Below are 20513 nucleotides of genomic sequence, written 5' to 3'. Positions count from 1 at the left end.
TGTACGGTTTTCCGTACGCTGTAAGGGAGGAGCGCATGGCCGAGGAAAGACCACCGGCGATCTGGTTCGCCGAGCAACGCCCCCGCAAACCGCGCCTGTCCAGGGAACGCATCGCACGTGCCGCGGTCGCGGTGCTGGACGCGGACGGCGCTTCGGGACTGTCCATGCGGCGGCTCGCCGCCCGGCTGGACGTCAGCGCGATGTCGCTGTACGAGTACGTGGGCAGCAAGGAGGACGTGCTCGACCTCGCGGTTGACGAGGCCTTCGCCGGCGTCGAGCTCGACGGGATCGATGGGGTGCCCTGGCGGGAGGCCCTCGCGCAGCAGCTGGTCCGAGCCCGGGACGTGATGAAGCAGCATCCGTGGTTGCCGGCCCTGATGTCCACCCGTCCGCTGCTCGGCCCGAACTCGTTAGCGCTCTCCGAGCGGTTCTACGCCGTTCTGACCGCGGTCGGGCTTGAAGGCCACCGCCTGACGGCTGTCATCGGTGCGCTGACGTACTACGTCCAGGGGTGGGCCGCGACGGAGAACTTCTGGCGGGCGGTGCACCGGGATCCCGCCCGCGAAGCCCAGCTCCGACGCTGGACCCAGCAGCACCTCGAAAGCCGCCGGGAGGACTACCCGACCCTGGCGCAGCATGCGGACGTCGTCGGCACCGACGACTTCGACGCCTCCTTCGAACTCGGCCTGGCCACCATCCTCGACGGGGTCGAAGCGCAGCTCCCCGACGCCGGTACTGCCTGACGAACTGCTGGTGGGTCTCGCCGACGCCGACCGGGACGGCGAGACCCGAACCTCGGGGAGGGCGCGGGGAGCCCGCCCTTCCCGAGGGGTCAGCCGTGGAAGGTCACGGCTGCGACCGATGGGCACTCGTAGACGTCCTGCGTGGGGGAGAGGGCGCCGGAACCCGCGTCGCGGGTCAGGCGGGTGATCGCGCCGGAGCGCTGGTTGGCCACGTAGAGGGACGTCTGCTCCGGGTCGAGGGCGAAGTGGCGGGGCCAGTCTCCGCCGACCGGCGTGGTGCCCCGGAACTCCAGCCCCTCGCCGGTGATCGCGAAGGTGGCGATGTTGTTGTCGCCGCGGTTGGTGGCGTAGGCGAACTTGGCGTCGCGGGTGATCGCGATCTCCGCCGGGAAGTTCTCGCCGCTCGCGTCGGGTTCGCGGGTGCCGACGACCTGCCCCGGGGTGAACTGGCCGGCGTCCAGGTCCCAGTCCAGCACGGTGATCTCGGACTTCAGCTCGGCCAGCAGGTAGGCGCGGTCGTAGTTGAACGCCAGGTGGCGCGGCCCGGTGCCGGTGGGCAGTTCGAGGTGCTGGTGCTGGGTGAGCTTGCCGGTGGCCGCGTCGAAGGCGTAGACGAACACGGCGTCCGCGCCGAGGTCCACCGCGACCACCCACTGCTTGCTGGGATCGACGAGCACCTGGTGGGCGTGCGGCTCGGCACCGGGGTGCTTGACCAGGTCGGTGGACTCGCCGATGGTGCCGTCGGCGTTGCGGCGGTGCACCGAGACCGTGCCGTCGGTGTAGTTGGCGGTGAAGATGAACTCGCCGCTCGGGTGCACCGTCAGGTGCGTGGGGCCCGCGCCGCCGGTGGGCTGGCTGCCCAGGACCATCGGGTGGTGACCGGAGAGGTCGACAGCGGTGATCGTGCCCTCCGGGACCTCGTTGGTGACGTAGAGGTATTTGTGGTCCGGCGACCAGGCGAAGAACGAAGCGTCGGGAACCCCGTCGACCACTCCGGACGGTTCGAGCACGCCCGCGTCGTTGCGGATCGCCACCTCCAGGCCGCGACCGGCCGGGGAGGCCGAGGTGTAGCTGCCGATGAGCGTCATCAGCCCGGCGGCGTGCTGCATCGCCGGGTCGGCCTGGGGTGCGGCCGACGAGGTGGTCGCGCACGCGGTGCTGGTGGCGACCACCCCGGCCGCGCCTGCGAGGCCGAGAGCGCCTGCGGCGGTGAGGAACCGGCGACGCGGCATTGCGTTGTCCCGCACGATGTTCTCCCTGCTCGGTGGACGATCGCGGGACAGTCTGCCGCATTCGAGACCAGTGGACTAGACCACGGAGCCTTAAGGTTTCCTCAAGGTCGGCTTCGCGGATTTTCCCCCGAGCAGTGGGAAAATCCGCTACGGCAGCGGTGCGGCGCGTTTCGCGGGCTTGGCGGGCGGTGCGACGCCGACGCCGGGGCTGCCGCCGCAGGGACCGGACATGCTCCAGTCCGGGTCGACGTCGCCGCACGCGCCTGCCGACTTCTGCGCCTGCACCATGTCGGCCACGTCGGCGAGCAGCCGCTTGGCGTCGTAGACGACGCCGTTGCGGATCGTCCACTGCACCCCGCCGACGCGGGCGATGTCGCCGGTGTCCTGGTTCAACCGCGGAGTTCCGGTGCCGTAGAGGGTTTTCAGGTCCTCCAGCGGGTTCTCCCCGAGGATCGCCAGGTCGGCGATGGATCCCTCCACCACCGAGCCGTACTCCGGCGGCCGACCGGTGGGGTCGGCGATGGTCCGCGCGGCCGCCGAGCTCATCGCCTCGATCGCTTCCAGCGGCGTCAGACCGGCTTCGCGCAGCATCTCCAGCTCGTTGATGTTCGCGAAGCCGTACAGGTTGTAGATGAACCCCGGGTCGGTGCCGCCCGCGATGCGCCCGCCCATCTCCTTGTAGTCGTGGACGAGCTGCATGTACTGCACGTAGAAGCGCTTCCAGCTCGCCTCGTCCTCGGAGGTCCACGAGTAGTAGAACGAGCCGTGCGCCTCCGGGCTGGGTTCCCAGAAGTTCCACAGCGTCGGCAGCACGAACCGCGGGTGCCACTCCAGACCGCGCGTCCGCAGCAGATCGCGCCCGGCGAGGTAGACGCCGAGGGTGGGGCCGAACGTCACGCCGTTGTCCAGCTGCTGCGACAGGTACGAGCGCCACTGCGCGGAGCCGGGCGGGTACGTGTAGTTGACGACCTCGGCGACCGCCCGCCACCGCGACGCTTCGTTGGAGTAGTCGTAGTCCGGTGGCTTCGGGTGCTCGCGGCCTTCCTTGAGCAGCGCCTCGAAGTGGCCGTAGAAGTGGGTGACCGTGCCCAGCCCGAGCCTGCCGGTCTCCAGCGCGTTGAGCTGCGGGTAGATCGGTGGGGAGTGGTGCATGGTGGTGCCCAGCCCGGACTGCCGCGCGGCCTTGATCGCCGCCTCGATCTCCGGGCGGCCGTAGGGTCCTTCGCCGAAGAACTTGATGCCGTCCACGCCGTTGCGGGCCGCCCACGCCACCCACCGGGTGGCCTTCTCCGGGCTGTCGACCGGGCCGTCCTCCCAGCCGCTGCCCGGGGTCTGGTAGTTGACGATGCGCGGCGCCACGATCTCGTTGCGCTCGCTGCGCTCCTTGTCCGAGACCGCGTCGGGGTTCTTGGCCAGCGAAACGCCGCGGACCGTGGTGACCCCGTGCCCCAGCCACAGCTTGTAGGCGTAGGTCCGCGGGGTGCTCCCGGTCCCGGTGTGGGTGTGCTCGTCCACCAGGCCCGGCATCATCCACATGCCGGTCGCGTCGATCTCGTGCTCGGCGTCGTGCGGGGGTCGATCGGCGGGCAGTGCGCGGGACGGCTGACCTGCGGGGATGATCTGCTCGATGCGGTTGCCGCGGACCACCACGTCGACCGGTCCGCGCACCTCGCCGCCCGCGCCGACGATCAGGTTGACCCCGCGGATCACCAGCTTCCGGAACGGGCCCTGCCCTTCGCCGGGGCCGCGCGGTGGGGTGGGGGAATCGGCGGGGATCACGGTGCCGGCGTGGCCCAGGGCCGGTGCGACCCCGATCAGCCCCGCGGCGGCGCCGGCGGACAGAAGCAACGACCGTCTGCTCAGGTCCATTCGGACACTCCTCGCTTCGGAGTCGGATATCGCGAACGTTACGGGCGTTTCCGACGCAGCAGCAAGGTTTTTCGCGTGAGGTCAAGAGATCGTCGGGGTCAGGAGATCACCGCCGACAGAAGTGCGGCCATGCCGAAGCCGACCAGGGACAGGATGGTTTCCAGGACCGTCCAGGACTTCAGCATGTCCTTGACGGAGATGCCGAAGTAGCGGCTGATGATCCAGAAACCGCCGTCGTTGACGTGCGAGGCGATGATCGAGCCCGCGGCGATCGCCACCGCGATCAGCGCCAGCTGCGCCTGCGAGTACTCCCCGGCGTGCAGCAGCGGTGCGATGATGCCGCCGGTGGTCACGATCGCCACCGTCGCCGAGCCCTGCGCGATGCGCAGACCCGAGCTGATCACGTACGCCGCCACCAGCAGCGGCAGCCCGGTGGACTGCAGCGATCCGGCCAGCGCCTGGCCGACGCCGGTTTCGGCCAGCACCTTGCCGAAGAAGCCGCCCGCGCCGACCACCAGCAGGATCATGCCCAGCGGGCGCAGCGAGTTCCCGGTCAGCTTGGACAGTTCCCCGCGACTCATCCCGCGTCGCCGTCCCAGCAGCCAGAACGCCAGCAGCACCGCGATGGTCAACGCCACCGTCGGGTTGCCCAGGAACGTCAGCACCGCCAGCACCGCGCTGCCCTTCGGCAGCGTGATGCTGCCGAACGTGGCACCGAGGATCAGCAGCATCGGCAGGCCGATGATGAAACCGACGGTGGCCAGCTTCGGCTCGGGGCGGCCCTCAGCCTCGTTCTTGCGCGCCAGCTCATCGGCCGCGGCCAGCATCTCCTCGGGCACCGGCAGGTCGATGCGCTTGCCGATCCAGAGCGGGTAGAGCAGGCCGCTGACCGCGAACGCAGGCAGCCCGCAGGCCAGGCCCATCAGGATGATCCAGCCGAGGTCCACGCCGAGCAGCCCGGCGGCGACCACCGGTCCGGGGTGCGGCGGCAGGAACGCGTGCGTCATGGACAGCCCGGCGACCAGCGGCAGGCAGTACAGCAGGATCGACTTCCCGCCCTGCCGCGCCACCGCGTACACCAGCGGCGCCAGCACGAAGATGCCGATGTCGAAGAACACCGGGATGCCGAAGACCAGGCCGGACAGGCCCATCGCCAGCGGTGCGCGCCGCTCGCCGACCGCTCGCAGCAGCGTGCGGGTCAGCAGCTGCGCGCCGCCGGAGGCCTCCAGCATCGAGCCGAGGATCGTGCCGAGCCCGACGATCGCGGTGATGTGCCCGAGGATTCCGCCGAACCCGCTCTCCAGCAGGGAGTCGCTGCTCTTCTGCGCGGTGCCGACGATGTCCTCGACGGACAGCCCGGCGGCCAGCGCGATCAGCAGCCCGGAGACGATCAGGGCGATGAACGGTTCCACCCGGAACCGGATGATCATGAGCAGCAGCACCGCGATCCCGACCGCGCACAGCAGGAGCAGGCCGGGGGTCTCGTGTTGGAGCCAGTGGAGGAACGTGCTCACGGCGTACTCCTCTGGGGGAAGGCCGGTCTTCCGGCGTCAGTGCGGCTTGCGCAGGGCGCGTCCGGGCAGTGCGTCGGTTCGGCGGCCGTCCTCGATCACCGGCACGCCGTTGACCAGCACGTGCGGGATTCCGGCGGCCTGCTGCCGGGGTTCGTCGAAGGTGGCGGTGTCGGCGACCGCGTCGGGGTCGAAGAGCACCAGATCGGCGGCGTGTCCGGGGCGGATCCGGCCGCGGTCGGTCAGCCCGAGCCGATCGGCGGGTCGGGACGTCATGTGCTGCACGCACTCCTCGAGCCCCAGCACGCCGAGTTCGCGCACGTAGTGGCCGAGGTAGCGGGGGAAGGTGCCCCACGCGCGCGGGTGCGGGCGCGCACCCACCAGCAGCCCATCGCTACCGGCGGTGTGCACCCGGTGGCGCATGATGGCCTGCACGTTGTCCTCGTGGCCGACGTGCATCAAGCACGAACTGCCCAGTTCCTCGGACACCAGGACGTCGAAGTAGTGCTCCGCGGGCGTTCTCCCCGCGGCGCGGGCGGATTCGGCGACGCTGCGGCCGACGAGGTGGTCGTTGGCCGGTTCCCGGACACCGTTGATCTCGATGGTGTCCCACTCGACCGGAACCCCGTGGCAGCCGTCCGAACCCTCCTCCTCCAGCGCGACGCGGATCCGCTCGCGCTGCTCGGGATCGCGCAACCGCGCCAAGGTCGCCTCGACACCGCCCACCATCGCCCAGCTCGGCAGCAGCGCGTGCAGCGAAGTGCTGCCCGGCAGGTACGGGTAGGTGTCCAGCGTGATGTCGCATCCGTCGTCCAGCGCAGCGTCCAACATGGACAGGAGATCGGCCGCCCGGCCGCGGTTCACGCTGAAGTTCATCGTCGCGTGCGCCAAGTGCAGCGGACACCCGGAGCGCTTGCTGACCTCGATCATCTCCGCGTAGGCGGCCAGCGCCCCGGCGCCGTAGCTGCGGTGGTGCGGGCTGTAGTACCCGCCGTGCGCCGCGACCACCTCGCACAGCGCCGCGAGCTCACCGGTGTCGGCGTACATGCCGGGCGTGTAGGTCAGCCCGGAGGACATCCCGAACGCGCCCTCGTCCAACGACTGCGCCAGGACCGCGCGCATCCGGTCGAGCTCGGCATCGGTCGCGGCGCGGTCGTCGTAGCCCACGCACAGCAACCGGAGCGTGCCCTGCGGCACCAGGTACGCCGCGTTGGCGGCGATCCCGGAGTCGAGCCGGTCGAGGTACTCCGCGACGCTGCGCCAGTTCCAGTCGAAGCCGGGCGGATCGTCGTTCCACCCGGCGATCTGGGTGCGCAGCGTCGCCAGCGTCGCGTCGTCGACCGGGGCGTAGGACAACCCGTCCTGGCCGATGACCTCCAGCGTCACGCCCTGCGACACCTTCGCGGTGTGGTCGGGGTTGGCGAGCAGCTGCAGGTCCGAATGCGCGTGCATGTCGATGAAACCGGGGGAGAGCACCAGCCCGTCGGCGTCGATCGCGCGCTTGCCGCGCAACCCGCCACCTTCGTCGATCTCGGTGATCAGGCCTCGCTCGACGCCGACATCGGCGCGGTAACCGGGGCCGCCGTCTCCGTCGACGACCCGCGCTCCGCGGACGACCAAGTCCATTGTGGAGTCTCCACCCGTTCCAGGAGTTGTCAGCTGCTCCGGGCCCGTTCGATCAGAAGAACGTGCGGACCAGGTCGATCACCTCGCCGCCGTCCACCACCGGGATCAGCGACCACTTGTCGAACACCGTGCAGGGGTGGGACAGCCCGAACCCGACCCAGTCGCCGACCTGCGGATCGGCGCCGGACAGCTCCAGGAACGTGTGCTGGTCGGCCAGCCCCCGGACCCGGCAGGACCCCTCCGGGAACTCGTGGATCACGCCGTCGGCGCCGCGGATCACCTGCGGTTCCGGCAGGCCCTGGTCGAAGGACACGTCCCGCCGGCCCATGGTCAGCAGCGCCAGACCGGGCTCCGGGCGCGACATGACCTGCGCCCAGATCCGCATCGCCGGCCGGAACGGGCTCTCGTCGCCCGCCAGCCGGTGCTCGCGGCTGAACGGCGAGCGGACCCGGTAGAAACCGTCGTCGTGCAGCAGGTAGCCGCCGCTGCGGATCACCGGCAGGACGGGCAGCCCCGCCGGCCACCCCTTCGTCAGCGCCTCGGCGACCTGGTCGAAGTAGGCGCTGCCGCCGGCGGTGACGATCACCTGCTCGAGCCCGGCGAAGTGCCCGGCCTCGGACAGCTCGGCCACCAGCTCGCGCACGTGCTCCAGGTATCCGTCCACAGCGGACAGCGAGGTGTCGCTGATGTCGTGCGCGACCTCGCCCTCGTAGCCGGCCACGCCGACCAGCCGCAGCACCGGGCTCGCCAGCACGGCATCGGCGACCTCGCGGGCCTCGGCCTTCGTCCGCGCACCGGTGCGCCCGCCGGGCAGTCCCAGCTCGACCAGCACGTCCACCGGGCGCGAAGCACCGTGCGAGGCCAGCGCTTCGGACATCAGCTGCACACCGCGCACCGAGTCCGCGTAGCAGCAGAACTCGAAATCGGCGTCGCCGTCGAGCTCGTCGGCCAGCCACGCCAGTCCGCTGGGGTCGACCAGCTCGTTGGCGAACAGGATCCGCTCGACGCCGAACGCGCGGTACACCCGCAGCTGGCTGGTGCTGGCCGCGGTGATGCCCCACGAACCGTTCATCAGCTGCTGCCCAAACAGCTGCGGCGCCATCGTGGTCTTGCCGTGCGGGGCGAGCTGCACCCCGTGCTCGGTGCACCAGTCGGCCATGGTCCGCAGGTTGTGCTGCAGGGCAGCGCGGTCGAGGGTCAGGAGCGGTCCGACGAAACCGCTCCCGAAGACGGTCGGTTTCGTGGCCAGGAACTCGCCCACCGTGGTGCCGAAGGCATCCGAGGGCATGCCCTTGAAGCGCCAGTCGATGCGCTCGTCGTGCAGGGCTTGGACCGCTTCGACGTTGATACCCCGTGATGACACCAAGGTCTCCTATTGCGTGGAATGCAACAATGGTTGCGCAGAATGCTGGCTAGGTGTGTACCATCACGCGGCGCGACACGTCAACGGATCGGAGAGCTAGGTGAGTCAGAGCCTGGAGCGAGGACTGGCCGTGCTGACCGCGTTGGCCGCCGGACCGCAAACCCTCGACCAGCTCGCCCAGCGCCTCGGCGTGCACAAGTCCACCGCGATGCGCCTGCTGCGCACCCTCGAAGCGGGGCGCTTCGTCCGCCGCGAGGACGTGCACCACTACCGCCTCGGCAGCACGCTGTTCGACCTCGCCCACCAAGCGCTCGAAGACCTCGACGTCCGCGACATCGCCCGCCCGCACCTGCTGGAGCTGGGCGGCATCGGCGGCCACACCGTGCACCTGGCGACGCTGGAGGACGACCACGTCATCTACATCGACAAGGTCGACAGCAAGCACCCGGTGCGGATGTACTCCCGCATCGGCCGCCGCGCCCCCGTGCACTGCACCGCGGTCGGCAAAGCCCTGGTCGCGGACTGGGCGCCGCAGCAGCGCGAGCAGTTCGCCGAGCAGCTGACCTACCCGAAGCTGACCGCGAACACCATCGACTCGCCCGAGCGGTTCCTGACCGAGCTGGAGCGGGTGCGCGCGCAGGGCTACGCGGTCGACCGCAGCGAGCACGAGGACTTCATCCACTGCATCGCCGCGCCGATCCGCAACCACCGCGGCGAGGCGGTCGCCGCCGTGTCGCTGTCGGTGCCGAAAGTACTGCTGGACTTCGACGGCCTGCTCGGGCTCGTCGACGACGTGCTGCGCGCAGCCGGCGGGATCTCCGCCGAGCTGGGCTGGCAGCCAACGGACAAGAGGAAGGAATCCTGATGGCCCGCACCGTGGTCAGCACCGACAACGCCCCGAAGCCGCCGGCGAGCATCCCGCTGTCGCAGGGCGTCCGCAAGGGCAACATCCTGCAGGTCTCCGGCCAGACCGCGGTCGACCCCGCCACCGGCAAGGTCGTCGAGGGCGGCGTCGCCGAGCAGACCGAGCAGTGCCTGCGCAACGTCATCGCGATCCTGGAAGCCGAAGGCGGCTCCCTCGAGGACGTCATGATGCTGCGCGTGTACCTGACGGACACCTCCCAGTTCGCGGAGATGAACGAGGTCTACGCCCGCGTGGTCGGCGAGCCCTTCCCGGCCCGCACCACCGTCTACGTCGGACTCCCGGCCGGCCTCCTGGTCGAGATCGACGCCCTGGCAGTCCTGGACTGAGCGCCACGACGCGAAAGAGCGCCTCCCGCCGCTGAACTGCTCGGCGGGAGGCGCTCGTCGCTTCGATCGGGCGACTCAGTCGCGGCGGCCCGTGAACGCGATGGACAGGCCGAGTCCGATCATGGCGAACCCGCCCACTCGCTGGACCCGGGCCAGACGACGCGGGGCACTGGCAACCCAATGGCGGGCCTTCGCTGCGGACAGGCCCCACGCGCTGTCCGAGACCAGCGCGATCCCGACCGGGATCAGGCCGAGCAGGAGCATCTGCACCGCTGCGCCGCCCACCTCCGGGACGACGAACTGCGGGACCACCGCGCTGAAGAAGACGAACGTCTTGGGATTCGCCACCCCCACGACGACACCTTCCCGCAGCGCTCGCCAGCCGCCGCGCGGGGGAACCTCAGCCGGCAGCTCCGAGGTCGGCCGGCCGTTGCTGCGCAGCGCCTTGATTCCCAAGTAGATCAGGTACGACGCGCCCAGCAGCTTGATCGCGGTGAACACCACGAGCGACTGCGCCACCACCGCGCCGATGCCCAGAGCCACTGCCACGGCGACCAGGTAGCTGCCGATCGCATTGCCCAGGACGCTGGTCAGCGCGGTGCGCTTGCCGTGGGCCAGCGCCCGGCCCACCACGAACAGCACGCTCGGTCCGGGTACCGCGATGATCACCAGCGACATCGCGGCGAAGACGAGCAGTCGATCCACGGACACCATTCGTTCCGACACCTCCGGTCGTCAGCTTGGCGGGTGCGGCCGACGAACACCAGCGGTTCGCGTGTCAGGTTCCGCGTGAAGTGATCTCACCTTCTAATGTGGACACATGTCGTTGCGATCACTGCTGTCCTGGAACGTCCTGGTGCCGGTGCTGGCCATCATCACGCTGGCCATATCCCTGCCCCAGAAGGGCCTGGGGCTGGGCATGGTCCTCGTCGTCGCCGTGCTGCTGGCGGGTGCGGTGCTGACCGCGGTGCACCACGCCGAGGTCGTCGCGCACAAGGTGGGGGAGCCGTTCGGCTCGCTCGTGCTCGCCGTCGCCGTCACCGTGATCGAAGTCGCGCTGATCGTCACCCTGATGATCTCCGGCGGGGACGAGGCCGCGACGCTCGCCCGCGACACCATCTTCGCCGCGATCATGATCACCACCAACGGCATCGCCGGTTTGGCGCTGCTGGTAGGAGCCCTGAAGTACGGGCTGACGATGTTCAACGCGGAAGGCACCGGCGCGGCGCTGGCGACGGTCGCGACGCTCGGCGCGCTGACCCTGGTGTTCCCGGCCTTCACCACCAGCGTCCCCGGACCCGCCTACTCGACGGAGCAGCTGGCGTTCGCCGCGGCGGCCTCGGTCGTGCTCTACGCGCTGTTCGTGTTCACCCAGACCGTGCGGCACCGCGACTTCTTCCTGCCGGTGACCGACAAGGGCACCGTCGAGCCCGAGGACGACCACGCCGAACCGCCGACCGGCAAGCAGACCGCGGCCAGCCTGGTCCTGCTGCTGATCGCGCTGGTCGCGGTGGTCGGCCTGGCGAAGGTGGAGTCCCCGGCGATCGAGGCCGCGGTGGCCGCGATCGGCTTCCCGAACTCCTTCGTCGGCGTGGTCATCGCGATGCTGGTCCTGCTGCCGGAGACCATCGCCGCGGTCCGCGCCGCGGTCCGCCGCCGCATGCAGATCAGCCTCAACCTGGCCTACGGCTCGGCGATCGCCAGCATCGGCCTGACCATCCCGGCGATCGCGGTCGCCTCGATCTGGCTGAAGGGCCCGCTGCACCTCGGCCTGGGCGCCACCCAGATCGTCCTGTTCGCCCTGACCATCGTGGTCAGCGTCCTCACCGTCGTCCCGGGCCGGGCCACCCGCCTCCAGGGCGGCGTCCACTTGGCCCTGCTGGCGGCGTTCCTGTTCCTCGCCGTCAACCCGTGACGCCACGAGCGCGGGAACGGGAACAGCCCCGCTCCCGCGCTCGGCTCACGACCGGCGCCCGGCGAACACCAGCAGGACCGGGCCGATGATGGTGATCCCGCCCGCGACCACGAACACCCCGGCCCAGCCCCACGAGGAGTCGGCCAGGTAGCCCGTGACCAGCGGCGCGAAGATCGAGGCGGAGGTGGCGAACATCTGCACCGCCCCGGAGACCGCGCCGTAGCGGGCGGCGGGCACCGCCTCGCCCACGATGATCCAGTACTGCGCGCCCGTCAGGTACAGCAGGAACACCACGACGGTCATCACCGCGACCGCGGCGAAGGTGCTGGTCACCATCGACACCAGCGCGAACAGCACGGCGGTCGCGGCCAGGCAGGCGATCACCAGCCACCGGCGCGGGGCCTCGGGGTCGCCGATCCGCCGGACCAGCCAGTCGGTGAGCACCCCGCCGGCGACCAGCCCGACGCAGCCGCCGATCCACGGGATGGCCCCGGAGATCGCCAACCCGTCCAGGTCGATGCCCCGCTCCTGAACCAGGTAGGTCGGGAACCAGGACACGAACGTCCAGAGTATCCAGGCGTAGCCGAAGTAGGCGATCGCGGTCGCCCACACCGCGGGCTTGGCCACGCAGCTCCAGAACCCCGGCGCGTCCTCCTGCTCCGCTTCGGCCGTTTCGGCCTCGTCCTGCCGGATGGCCCGGAGCTCGGCCTCGTTGACCTTCGGGTGCTGCTCCGGGGTGTCGCGCACGACCCAGAACCAGCCGACCGCGGCCAGCACGCCCAGCGCACCGAAGATCAGGAACGGCAGCCGCCAGTTCCCCTGCGTGGCGTGCATGATCGCGACCACCACCGGCGTGGCGACCGCGCCGCCCAGCGGAGTGGCGGCGTTGGCGATGCCCAGCGCGGTGCCCAGCTCCCGCTTCGGGAACCAGTTGTGCATCAGCTTCGCCGTGACCGTGGCCTGCGGGCCTTCCCCGGCGCCGAACAGGAACCGGATGACCAGCAGGCTGACGAACCCGATGCCGGCGGCGGTCAGCGCGGTGAACGCCGACCAGGCGATCACCGCCCAGCCCATCACGTTGCGCGGCCCGAACCGGTCGGCCAGCCAGCCGCCGATGAACCCGAACGGCGAGTAGGCGAGCGCGAAGATGCTGGCCAGCCAGCCGAAGGCGGCGTTGGAGAAGCCGAACTCGGCGATGATCAGCGGTCCGGCGATGCCGAACGCGGCCCGGTCGGCGTAGTTCAGGCCCAGCACCGCGAAGTCGGCGGCGAGCACCCCGAACCGGCGGCGGGTGGCGGTAGCGGTCTGCGTGATCGTCATGCGGGCACACCTCCGGTGCGCAGGACGCGCTCGACGACGTCGATCGCGGTGCGGACTTCGCCGAGCGGGACGGATTCGTCCGCGGTGTGCGCGTTCGCGATCGAGCCGGGGCCGAACACGACCGCGGGCACCCCGTCCAGCGCGATCTTGCTGGCGTCGGTGCCGTAGCCGACGCCGAGCGGTTCGGCGTCCAGCCCGGACTCCCGCAGACCGGCGGCCACGCTCCGCACGAACGGATCGGCCGGATCGGTCTCCAGCGAGTAGTCGACGATGTGCGGCTCGTGCACCACGACCGGCCAGCGCCCCTCGAGCTCCGCGCGCAGCTGCGCCCAGACCTCGTGCGGGTCCTCGCCGCCGACGGTGCGCCGGTCGATGGTCACCACGCAGCTGTCCGGCAGGACGTTGGGCCCCTGACCGCCTCCGATCATGGTCACCGCCAGGGACGGCGGGCCGACCAGCGGCCGGGTCAGGTGGACCAACCCGGGCGCGTGCTCCTGCTGGAGGTGGCGCACGACCTCGGCGGCGACCTCGATGGCGTTGGTCCGGCCCCACGGCTGCGAGCTGTGCCCGGCGTCGCCGCGCGCCTCGATGCGGCAGCGCATGCAGCCCTTGTGCGCCACGACCATCCGCAGCTCGGTCGGCTCGCCGATGATCGCCCCCGCCGGCTTCGGCAGGTCGCTGCGGCGCAGCGCGGTCACCCCGCGGTAGAGGTGCTCCTCGTCGACCACTCCGGCGAGGACGACGGTCCGCGGGCGCGGGCCGCGCTCGGCCAGCCGCGCCATCGCGGTCAGGAACACCGCCAGCGAGGCCTTCGCGTCGCACGAGCCCCGGCCGTGCAGCCGGTCGTCGCGGACTTCCGGTTCGAACGGCGCGATCGCCATGCCGTCGGTTTCCACCGTGTCCAGGTGCGATTCCAGCAGCAGCGGCTGCTCGTCGTCGCCGGGCAGCGTGACGACGACGTTGCGCCGCCCGTCGAGCACCTCCTCGGTGCGCGCGAGCATCCCGCGCGCGTCGGCCCACTCGGCGATGTGCTCGGCCAGGGCCGTCTCGGCCGGTTCGGCGCGGTCGCGCGGGTTGATGCTGGGGATGCGGACCAGGTCCGCGAGGAGTTCGACCGGATCGACCATGCGCCCACCCTGTAGCTGTCGTGCTTGTTGCGAATGTGGGCGGAAGCTATGCCAGCGATGATCGCCGGTCAAGATTTTTCGGCGGTGCAAGGGTTTTCGGTATCAACCGTCCACATTGCATTGCACGAGGCGCAATTTCGGGGGAGCTCCGTTGCGCGGGCTGCACCCCCGGGGCGGGAGAGGTGCGCAGCCGCGCGCGGGCGCGGCTGCGCGGGGTGGATCAGTAGACCGGGCCGGTGTACTTCTCGCCGGGGCCCTGGCCCGGGGCGTCCGGGAACGCCGAGGCTTCGCGGAAGGCGCGCTGCAGGGTCTGCAGGCCGTCGCGGATCGGGCCCGCGTGGGCGCCCAGGTACTCCACCGACGCGGTGACCAGCCCGGCCAAGGCGGTGATCAGGCGGCGCGCCTCGTCCAGGTCGCGCTCCGGGGCGGTGTCCGGGTCCTCGGCGCCCAGGCCGAGCTTCTCCGCGGCGGAGGACATCAACATGACCGCCGCGCGGCTGATCACCTCGACGCTGGGAACATCGACGAGGTCGCGGACGTTGTCCTGAAGGTCCGCGTCGTGTGCTGGCTCACCAGTCAGGTCGGCACTGGTCAGGGGCGTTGGCTGCGGTTCGGTCACGCCTGCTACCCTGACACGCACGACCAGCCCCCGATGAGTCGGGGGCGGCAAAGTGGAGTCCCGCTCCCACCCGAGTAGCCGCCACAGGCTTCCGGGTCCGGTCCATCCGGTGGCCCTGCGCCGCCGGTGGTGCGAACGGTACGTGAGGTGCCGGTTCGATCGGTTGGAGTCAGGATCCCGCGGTCCGCGCGAGCGGAACGACGGGATCTTCGCATTCCGGGGTGAGCTCTACGCGCCGCGGTGCATTAGAACAGCCATCGAACCGAGGAGGGCCCATCAGCTCCGAGACGCGCATCAACGACCGCATCCGGGTTCCGGAGGTCCGACTGGTCGGACCGAACGGGGAGCAGGTCGGAATCGTCCGCATCGAGGACGCGCTCCGGCTGGCCCAGGAAGCGGATCTGGACCTTGTCGAGGTCGCCCCGCAGGCGCGCCCGCCGGTCTGCAAGCTCATGGACTACGGCAAGTTCAAGTACGAGAGCGCGCAGAAGGCCCGCGAGTCGCGTCGCAACCAGCAGCAGACCGTCATCAAGGAGCAGAAGCTCCGGCCGAAGATCGACCCGCACGACTACGAGACGAAGAAGGGCCACGTGTCCCGCTTCCTCGGCCAGGGTCACAAGGTCAAGGTGACGATCATGTTCCGCGGTCGTGAGCAGTCGCGGCCCGAGCTGGGTTTCCGCCTGCTGCAGCGACTGGCCGATGACGTCTCCGACCTCGGGTTCATCGAGGCGAACCCGAAGCAGGACGGTCGGAACATGATCATGGTTCTTGCGCCGCACAAGACGAACAAGACCAAGCCCAAGGCGAACGCGTAAGGCACTCGCAAGGGCTCGTGATTGTGACGCCGGGCCGGGACGCAGTCCGCGCCCCCGCCCGGCATCAGTACGAAACGAGGACGAGAGCATGCCGAAGAACAAGACCCACAAGGGCACCTCGAAGCGCTTCAAGGTGACCGGTACGGGCAAGCTGCGGCGCGAGCAGGCCGGTCGTCGGCACATCCTGGAGAAGAAGTCCAGCCGTGTCACCCGCCGCCTGGAGGGCACCGAAGCGGTGTCCAAGAACGACGCCCCGCGCATCAAGAAGCTGCTGGGTCTCTGACGCTCGCTAGCTCCCCGAACCGGGACAGCAGCAGTTCAGCGCGACACCAGCCACCAGCACGGGCGGTCATCCCGCCCCCGATGAGATAACAGGACGGACCCCGTGGCACGCGTCAAGCGGGCAGTCAACGCCCAGAAGAAGCGCCGCACCATTCTCGAGTCGGCCCGCGGCTACCGCGGTCAGCGCTCCCGGCTGTACCGCAAGGCCAAGGAGCAGATGCTCCACTCGATGACCTACTCCTACCGCGACCGGCGCGCCCGCAAGGGTGACTTCCGGAAGCTGTGGATCACCCGCATCAACGCGGCGACCCGTCAGCACGGCTTGAGCTACAACAAGTTCGTGCAGGGCCTGAAGGCCGCCGAGGTCGAGGTCGACCGCAAGATCCTGGCCGAGCTCGCGGTGAACGACCCGACCGCGTTCGCGGCGCTGGTCGAGGTCGCCCGCAAGAGCCTGCCGGAGAGTGCGGCCTGATCGCCGACGGCACCTCTGCTGCACCGCGACCCGGGACTGCTCCGCTCACGGAGCGATCGTCCCGGGTCGCGGTCGCTCGCAAGCTCACCCGCCGCGCCGGGCGCGAGAAGGCCGGGGCCTTCCTGGCCGAAGGCGCTCAAGCGGTGGGGGAGGCTTTGACCGCGCACACCGCTGGATCGCTGCGGGTGCGCGAGCTGTTCGCCACCGAGCACGCTCGGCACGCCGAGCACCTCGATCGCGCCCGCGCCGTCGGCGTACCGGTGCACCTGGTCACCGAGAAGGCCGCGGCATCGCTGTCGGAGACGGTCACCCCGCAGGGCCTGGTCGCGGTGTGCGATCTGCCCGCGGTCGAGCTCGACGCCGCACTGGCCGAACGCCCCGCGCTGGTCGCCGTGCTGGTCGGGATCTCCGACCCGGGCAACGCCGGAACCGTGGTGCGGGTCGCGGACGCGGCCGGTGCCGGAGCGGTCCTGTTCGCCGGGGACACCGTCGACGCCTACAACGGCAAGGCCGTGCGCGCGTCCACCGGCAGCCTGTTCCACCTGCCGGTCGCCCGGAACCGCGACGTCGGCGCGGTGCTCACCGCCTGCCGCGAGGCCGGGCTCCGGCTCGTCGGCGCCGACGGCTACGCCGAAGGCGACCTGGACACCGCCGACCACGCCGGTGAACTGGCCGGACCCACCGCCTGGGTGTTCGGCAGCGAGGCCCACGGACTGCCCGATGAGGTGAAATCGCAGCTGGACACCACGCTGCGCGTCCCGCTCTACGGCCGCGCCGAGAGCCTCAACCTGGCGACCGCCGCAGCGGTCTGCCTCTACGCCTCGGCCCGCGCGCAACACCGCGCCGGATGAGTGACAGTTTTCAGCAGAACCGACCCGGCGCGCCGGTCCCGGATCGCGCGCGAGTCCGGGCAAAACTGAGATCCAGCTGGTCACGGGGTGCGCAGGCGGAACTCGCCGGGAGCGGATCTCCGCGAAAACGGGTTGGGGCCGTCGCATAGACTCTAGGGGCTAGCTTGCGGTCGGAGTCCGCATGCCGACGAGCAGGTTCGTCAGCCCGGGAGGCTCGGGCGCTGATGCCTGTCGGATCAACGGGAGTCACGCACACACGATGTCTGGAGCCAACGACCAGTACGACCCGAAAGAGGTCGCCGCGCTGTCGCCGGAGACGCTGGACCGCGCGGTGGTCGAGGCCGGCAAGGCCTTCGGGGCGGCCGCGGATCTCGAGGAACTGGCCGCCGTCAAGCCCGCGCACCTCGGTGACCGCTCGCCGCTGTTGACCGCTCGCCGCGAGATCGGCGCCCTGCCGCCCAAGGCGCGGTCGGACGCGGGCAAGCGCGTCAACCAGGCCCGCGAGGCGATCCAGCGCGCGTTCGACGACCGCCGCGCCGTCCTCGAAGCCGAGCGCGACCAGCGGGTGCTGCGCGAGGAGAGCGTCGACGTCACGCTGCCCTGGGACCGCGAGCCGACCGGCGCGCGCCACCCGATCACCCAGCTCGCCGAGCAGATCGAGGACACCTTCCTGGCGATGGGCTGGGAGGTGGCCGAGGGCCACGAGCTGGAAACCGAGTGGTTCAACTTCGACGCGCTGAACTTCGGCAAGGACCACCCGGCGCGCACCATGCAGGACACGTTCTACGTGGCCCCGGAGAACTCCGGGCTGGTGCTGCGCACGCACACCTCGCCGTCGCAGATCCGCGCGCTGCTGGACCGCGAGCTGCCGGTGTACGTGGTGTGCCCCGGGCGCACCTTCCGCACCGACGAGCTCGACGCCACCCACACCCCGGTGTTCTCGCAGGTCGAGGGCCTGGCGGTGGACAAGGGCCTGACCATGGCGCACCTGAAGGGCACGCTGGACGCCTTCGCCCGGTCGATGTTCGGCCCGGAGTCCAAGACCCGGCTGCGCCCGTCGTACTTCCCGTTCACCGAGCCCTCCGCCGAGATGGACATCTGGTTCCCGGAGAAGAAGGGCGGGGCCGGCTGGGTCGAGTGGGGCGGCTGCGGCATGGTCAACCCGAACGTGCTGCGCGCCTGCGGCGTGGACCCCGAGGTCTACACCGGTTTCGCCTTCGGCATGGGGCTGGAGCGGACCCTGATGTTCCGCAACGGCATCCCCGACATGCGGGACATGGTCGAAGGCGACGTCCGCTTCACCCAGCCGTTCGGCATCTGATGCCCACTGACATCCACTTGAACGAGAGAAAGGCCTGACCAAGTGCGGATTCCGGTTTCCTGGTTGGCCGAGCACCTTGAGCTGCCCGAGGAGACGACCGCGGAGACGCTGGCCGAAGCGTTCATCCGGATCGGGCTGGAGGTCGAGGAGGTCACGCACCTGACGCAGGTGCGGGGACCGCTCGTGGTCGGCCGCGTCGCCGAGATCGAAGAGCTCACCGAGTTCAAGAAGCCCATCCGGTACTGCCAGGTCGAGGTCGGCGCGACCGAGTCCGGCGAGCAGCAGGTGCAGGGCATCGTCTGCGGTGCACGCAACTTCCAGGAGGGCGACCTGGTCGTGGTCGCCCTGCCCGGCACGGTGCTGCCCGGCGACTTCGAGATCTCCTCGCGCAAGACCTACGGCAAGCTCAGCGAGGGCATGATCTGCTCGACCTCCGAGCTGGGCATCGGCGAGGACGCCGACGGCATCCTGGTGCTGGCGCCGGGTTCGGCCGACCCGGGTGACGACGCGGTGTCGCTGGTCGGGCTGGACGACTCGATCATCGAGCTGGCGATCACCCCGGACCGCGGCTACTGCTTCTCGGTGCGCGGCCTGGCCCGCGAGCTGTCCAACGCGCTGGACGTGCCGTTCGGCGACCCGGGCACCCGCCCGGTCCCGGAGGACGACCGGCCGTCGCGCTCGGTGGAGATCAGCGATCCGACCGCGTGCTCGCGGTTCGTGCTGCGCCGCGTGACGGGCGTCGACCCGACCGCGCCGAGCCCGTGGTGGATGCGCCGCCGCTTGATGCTGGCCGGGATCCGCTCGATCTCGCTGGCCGTGGACGTCACCAACTACGTGATGCTCGAGCTCGGCCAGCCGCTGCACGCCTGGGACACCGACAAGCTGTCCGGTGACCTGGTGGTCCGCCGCGCCGAGGCCGGCGAGAAGCTGACCACCCTGGACGGGGTGAGCCGCGAGCTGGACGTGGACGACATCGTCATCGCCGACGACTCCGGCCCGGTGTCGCTGGCCGGTGTGATGGGCGGCGAGTCCACCGAGATCGGCCACGGGACGCACGACGTGCTGCTGGAGGGCGCGAACTGGGACCAGGCGAGCATCGCCCGGGCCATCCGCCGCCACAAGCTGCCCAGCGAGGCGGGCAAGCGGTTCGAGCGGCAGGTCGACCCGGCGGTCGCGCCGGTGGCCGTCGAGCTGGCCGCGCAGCTGCTGGTCCGCTACGGCGACGGGACCATCGCGCCGGGCCGCACCGACGTCGGCGAGCCGAAGCAGCCCGAGCCGGTGACCATGCCGCTGGCGCTGCCGGACAAGATCGCCGGTGTCTCCTACGAGCGGGGTGTGACCGCCGAGCGGCTGCGCCAGATCGGCTGCCGCATCGAGGTCAGCACCTCCGACGAGGGCGTCGGCCTGGTCACCGCGACCCCGCCGACCTGGCGCCCGGACCTGACGCAGCCCTACGACCTGGTCGAGGAGGTGCTGCGGCTGGAGGGCTACCACACGATCCCGTCGGTGCTGCCCGCCGCGCCGCCCGGCCGCGGTCTCACCGGCGAGCAGCGCCGCGAGCGGGCGGTGTCCCGCGCGCTGGCCGGCGAGGGCTACGTCGAGGTGCTGCCGTTCCCGTTCACCGGCAAGGCGACGCTCGACGCGTTCGGCCTGGCCGAGGACGACGAGCGGCGTCGGACCATGTCGGTGCTCAACGCGCTGGAGAGCGACAAGTCGCTGCTGACCACGACGTTGCTGACCGGCCTGACCGAGGTCATGCAGCGCAACGTCTCCCGCGGGCAGCGCGACCTGGCGCTGTTCCACATCGGACAGGTCGTGCAGCCGGCCGCGGACCAGCCCGCGGTGCCGGAGGTCGGCGTCGAGCAGCGTCCGAGCGACGAGCAGATCGCCGCGCTGGAGGCCGCGCTGCCGGCGCAGCCGACGCACGTGGCCGTGATGCTGGGCGGTCACCGCGAGCAGGCCGGCTGGTGGGGCAAGGGCCGCGACGCGAGCTGGGCGGACGCCGTCCAGGCCGCTCGCGTGGTCGCCTCGGCCGCCGGTGTGGAGCTCGAGGTCAGCGCCGGTGAGCTGGCGCCGTGGCACCCGGGCCGCTGCGCGCAGCTGAAGGTCGGCGAGACCGTGGTCGGTCACGCCGGTGAGCTGCACCCGAAGGTCGTCGATGCGCTCGGCCTGCCGAAGCGGACCTGCGCGATGGAG

Annotated in this window: 19 protein-coding genes; 10 read left to right on the top strand and 9 right to left on the bottom strand. The window is 70.7% G+C overall.

All coding sequences use genetic code 11. The annotated features are described in order from the left end of the window. Positions 1 to 35: 35 nt before the first annotated feature. On the top strand, positions 36 to 743 hold the full coding sequence (locus OU415_RS27315) for a TetR/AcrR family transcriptional regulator (protein WP_270952145.1): 708 nt from the start codon (positions 36 to 38) through the stop codon (positions 741 to 743). An 89-nt stretch (positions 744 to 832) separates the two neighbouring features. Here OU415_RS27315 and OU415_RS27310 read toward each other — a convergent pair whose 3' ends face one another. The 5 genes from OU415_RS27310 to OU415_RS27290 form a co-directional block, all read right to left on the bottom strand. Beyond that, a complete protein-coding gene (locus tag OU415_RS27310) occupies positions 833 to 1990 on the bottom strand; it encodes a lactonase family protein (RefSeq protein ID WP_270952144.1) in 1158 nt (385 codons plus the stop codon). A gap of 132 nt (positions 1991 to 2122) precedes the next feature. Further along, positions 2123 to 3844, bottom strand: a complete 1722-nt coding sequence (locus tag OU415_RS27305) for an amidohydrolase family protein (protein WP_270952143.1) — start codon at positions 3842 to 3844, stop codon at positions 2123 to 2125. Between the two features lie 98 nt (positions 3845 to 3942). Next, complete coding sequence (locus tag OU415_RS27300) at positions 3943 to 5358, bottom strand: GntP family permease (protein WP_270952142.1); 1416 nt, start codon at positions 5356 to 5358, stop codon at positions 3943 to 3945. Between the two features lie 36 nt (positions 5359 to 5394). Next, on the bottom strand, positions 5395 to 6981 hold the full coding sequence (locus OU415_RS27295; protein WP_270952141.1) for an N-acyl-D-amino-acid deacylase family protein: 1587 nt from the start codon (positions 6979 to 6981) through the stop codon (positions 5395 to 5397). Between the two features lie 52 nt (positions 6982 to 7033). Continuing rightward, entirely contained in the window at positions 7034 to 8347 is a 1314-nt protein-coding gene (locus OU415_RS27290) for an amino acid deaminase (protein ID WP_456300267.1), read from the bottom strand. Positions 8348 to 8444: 97 nt separating this feature from the next. Here OU415_RS27290 and OU415_RS27285 point away from each other — a divergent pair, with 97 nt between their 5' ends. Together OU415_RS27285 and OU415_RS27280 are read left to right on the top strand one after the other, a co-directional pair. After that, positions 8445 to 9209, top strand: a complete 765-nt coding sequence (locus tag OU415_RS27285) for an IclR family transcriptional regulator (protein ID WP_270952139.1) — start codon at positions 8445 to 8447, stop codon at positions 9207 to 9209. After that, positions 9209 to 9595, top strand: a complete 387-nt coding sequence (locus OU415_RS27280; protein WP_270952138.1) for a RidA family protein — start codon at positions 9209 to 9211, stop codon at positions 9593 to 9595. Before OU415_RS27285 ends, OU415_RS27280 begins: the two co-directional genes overlap by 1 nt. Positions 9596 to 9670: 75 nt before the next feature. On the opposite strand, the gene OU415_RS27275 is transcribed toward OU415_RS27280, so the two are convergent. Further along, positions 9671 to 10309 (bottom strand): LysE family translocator, encoded by a 639-nt coding sequence (locus OU415_RS27275; protein WP_270952137.1) that lies wholly within the window; start codon positions 10307 to 10309, stop codon positions 9671 to 9673. A 106-nt stretch (positions 10310 to 10415) separates the two neighbouring features. Between OU415_RS27275 and OU415_RS27270 the strand changes: the two genes are divergently transcribed. Next, on the top strand, positions 10416 to 11510 hold the full coding sequence (locus OU415_RS27270; RefSeq protein WP_270952136.1) for a calcium:proton antiporter: 1095 nt from the start codon (positions 10416 to 10418) through the stop codon (positions 11508 to 11510). Positions 11511 to 11555: 45 nt separating this feature from the next. On the opposite strand, the gene OU415_RS27265 is transcribed toward OU415_RS27270, so the two are convergent. From OU415_RS27265 to OU415_RS27255, 3 genes are all read right to left on the bottom strand, one after another. Beyond that, positions 11556 to 12830, bottom strand: coding sequence for an MFS transporter (locus OU415_RS27265; RefSeq protein ID WP_270952135.1), 1275 nt, complete (start codon positions 12828 to 12830; stop codon positions 11556 to 11558). After that, positions 12827 to 13957 carry a M20 family metallopeptidase gene (locus OU415_RS27260; RefSeq protein ID WP_270952134.1) on the bottom strand — a complete coding sequence of 377 codons (1131 nt, stop codon included), beginning with the start codon at positions 13955 to 13957 and terminating at the stop codon, positions 12827 to 12829. The genes OU415_RS27265 and OU415_RS27260 overlap by 4 nt, the downstream gene beginning before the upstream one ends. 220 nt (positions 13958 to 14177) lie before the next feature. Beyond that, complete coding sequence (locus OU415_RS27255) at positions 14178 to 14537, bottom strand: DUF1844 domain-containing protein (protein ID WP_270952167.1); 360 nt, start codon at positions 14535 to 14537, stop codon at positions 14178 to 14180. Between the two features lie 260 nt (positions 14538 to 14797). Between OU415_RS27255 and infC the strand changes: the two genes are divergently transcribed. The 6 genes from infC to pheT all read left to right on the top strand — a co-directional run. Continuing rightward, positions 14798 to 15391: a translation initiation factor IF-3 gene (infC, locus tag OU415_RS27250; RefSeq protein ID WP_270952133.1), complete on the top strand. Its 594-nt coding sequence runs from the start codon at positions 14798 to 14800 to the stop codon at positions 15389 to 15391. Positions 15392 to 15479: 88 nt separating this feature from the next. Next, on the top strand, positions 15480 to 15674 hold the full coding sequence (rpmI, locus tag OU415_RS27245; RefSeq protein ID WP_270952132.1) for a 50S ribosomal protein L35: 195 nt from the start codon (positions 15480 to 15482) through the stop codon (positions 15672 to 15674). A 102-nt stretch (positions 15675 to 15776) separates the two neighbouring features. Beyond that, positions 15777 to 16145 carry a 50S ribosomal protein L20 gene (gene rplT / locus OU415_RS27240; protein WP_270952131.1) on the top strand — a complete coding sequence of 123 codons (369 nt, stop codon included), beginning with the start codon at positions 15777 to 15779 and terminating at the stop codon, positions 16143 to 16145. After that, a complete protein-coding gene (locus tag OU415_RS27235; RefSeq protein WP_408641922.1) occupies positions 16142 to 16996 on the top strand; it encodes a TrmH family RNA methyltransferase in 855 nt (284 codons plus the stop codon). Before rplT ends, OU415_RS27235 begins: the two co-directional genes overlap by 4 nt. 259 nt (positions 16997 to 17255) lie before the next feature. Continuing rightward, a complete protein-coding gene (pheS, locus tag OU415_RS27230; protein ID WP_270952130.1) occupies positions 17256 to 18317 on the top strand; it encodes a phenylalanine--tRNA ligase subunit alpha in 1062 nt (353 codons plus the stop codon). Between the two features lie 42 nt (positions 18318 to 18359). Further along, positions 18360 to 20513, top strand: a 2154-nt coding sequence (gene pheT, locus OU415_RS27225; RefSeq protein WP_270952129.1) for a phenylalanine--tRNA ligase subunit beta, incomplete at its 3' end; no start/stop codon positions are given.

This window comes from Saccharopolyspora oryzae (genome assembly GCF_027853915.1).
Lineage (GTDB): Bacteria > Actinomycetota > Actinomycetes > Mycobacteriales > Pseudonocardiaceae > Saccharopolyspora > Saccharopolyspora oryzae.
This window is presented reverse-complemented; position numbering and strand designations above follow the sequence as displayed.

What these genes read in the sequence shown, in the direction of transcription:
- OU415_RS27315 (WP_270952145.1), top strand. Translation starts at nt 36, where the DNA reads ATGGCCGAGGAAAGACCACCGGCGATCTGGTTCGCCGAGCAACGCCCC.
- OU415_RS27305 (WP_270952143.1), bottom strand. Translation starts at nt 3,844, where the DNA reads ATGGACCTGAGCAGACGGTCGTTGCTTCTGTCCGCCGGCGCCGCCGCG.
- OU415_RS27295 (WP_270952141.1), bottom strand. Translation starts at nt 6,981, where the DNA reads ATGGACTTGGTCGTCCGCGGAGCGCGGGTCGTCGACGGAGACGGCGGC.
- OU415_RS27280 (WP_270952138.1), top strand. Translation starts at nt 9,209, where the DNA reads ATGGCCCGCACCGTGGTCAGCACCGACAACGCCCCGAAGCCGCCGGCG.
- OU415_RS27275 (WP_270952137.1), bottom strand. Translation starts at nt 10,309, where the DNA reads ATGGTGTCCGTGGATCGACTGCTCGTCTTCGCCGCGATGTCGCTGGTG.
- OU415_RS27270 (WP_270952136.1), top strand. Translation starts at nt 10,416, where the DNA reads ATGTCGTTGCGATCACTGCTGTCCTGGAACGTCCTGGTGCCGGTGCTG.
- OU415_RS27265 (WP_270952135.1), bottom strand. Translation starts at nt 12,830, where the DNA reads ATGACGATCACGCAGACCGCTACCGCCACCCGCCGCCGGTTCGGGGTG.
- OU415_RS27260 (WP_270952134.1), bottom strand. Translation starts at nt 13,957, where the DNA reads ATGGTCGATCCGGTCGAACTCCTCGCGGACCTGGTCCGCATCCCCAGC.
- rpmI (WP_270952132.1), top strand. Translation starts at nt 15,480, where the DNA reads ATGCCGAAGAACAAGACCCACAAGGGCACCTCGAAGCGCTTCAAGGTG.
- pheS (WP_270952130.1), top strand. Translation starts at nt 17,256, where the DNA reads ATGTCTGGAGCCAACGACCAGTACGACCCGAAAGAGGTCGCCGCGCTG.